Raw genomic sequence first — 523 nt, forward strand, 5'->3', positions numbered from 1 at the left:
GGCTTCCAGTAGTCCGAGGTCGATTCCATCACCACGGTGGTGACCCGCGCCTCGAGCAGGAAGTCGCGCAGGGCCAGGACTTCAGCGGCGGTCGGCCCCCAGGTCGTCACCGTCGAGGTGAAGGTCCCGGCTCGTTTGCCCGGGACCCGGATGCAGACCCTGGCGTCCTTCTTGGAGATGTCGATCCCGGCGGCACGCTCATGCACGATGTCCATGGGACCCTCCCTTGGGGGTGTTGCTGGTGGTTGTGTCAGTGTCAGCTGCGGAAAGGACAGGGAAACAAAGAAGGAAACTAACACTCGTGCTCAACGGCAACAGTCCACGGTTCCCGCGGAAGGCCTCCGCGCCACGCTGTCTCACGGACCGGCAGGCGGTACCAAGGACAATCGGCGCTTGGGCCGCAGCGGACACCTGCATTATCCCGCTGCCTCCGCTGTCCCGTCAGGCCTCCACGGATCCCCGGAACGCGACGGGCAGACTTTCAACCCCCACGGCGCGGCAGCGCCCCTGGACCGCTGTCTCA

General features: G+C 65.8%; 1 pseudogene. It reads right to left on the reverse strand.

Annotation, left to right across the window (positions count from 1 at the left end):
• Positions 1-215, reverse strand: a pseudogene (locus tag AC5RWU_RS24545) (IS110 family transposase); the annotation flags it as partial.
• Between the last annotated feature and the right edge of the window lie 308 nt (positions 216-523).

The organism is Arthrobacter sp. B0427-1-12 (genome assembly GCF_059092905.1).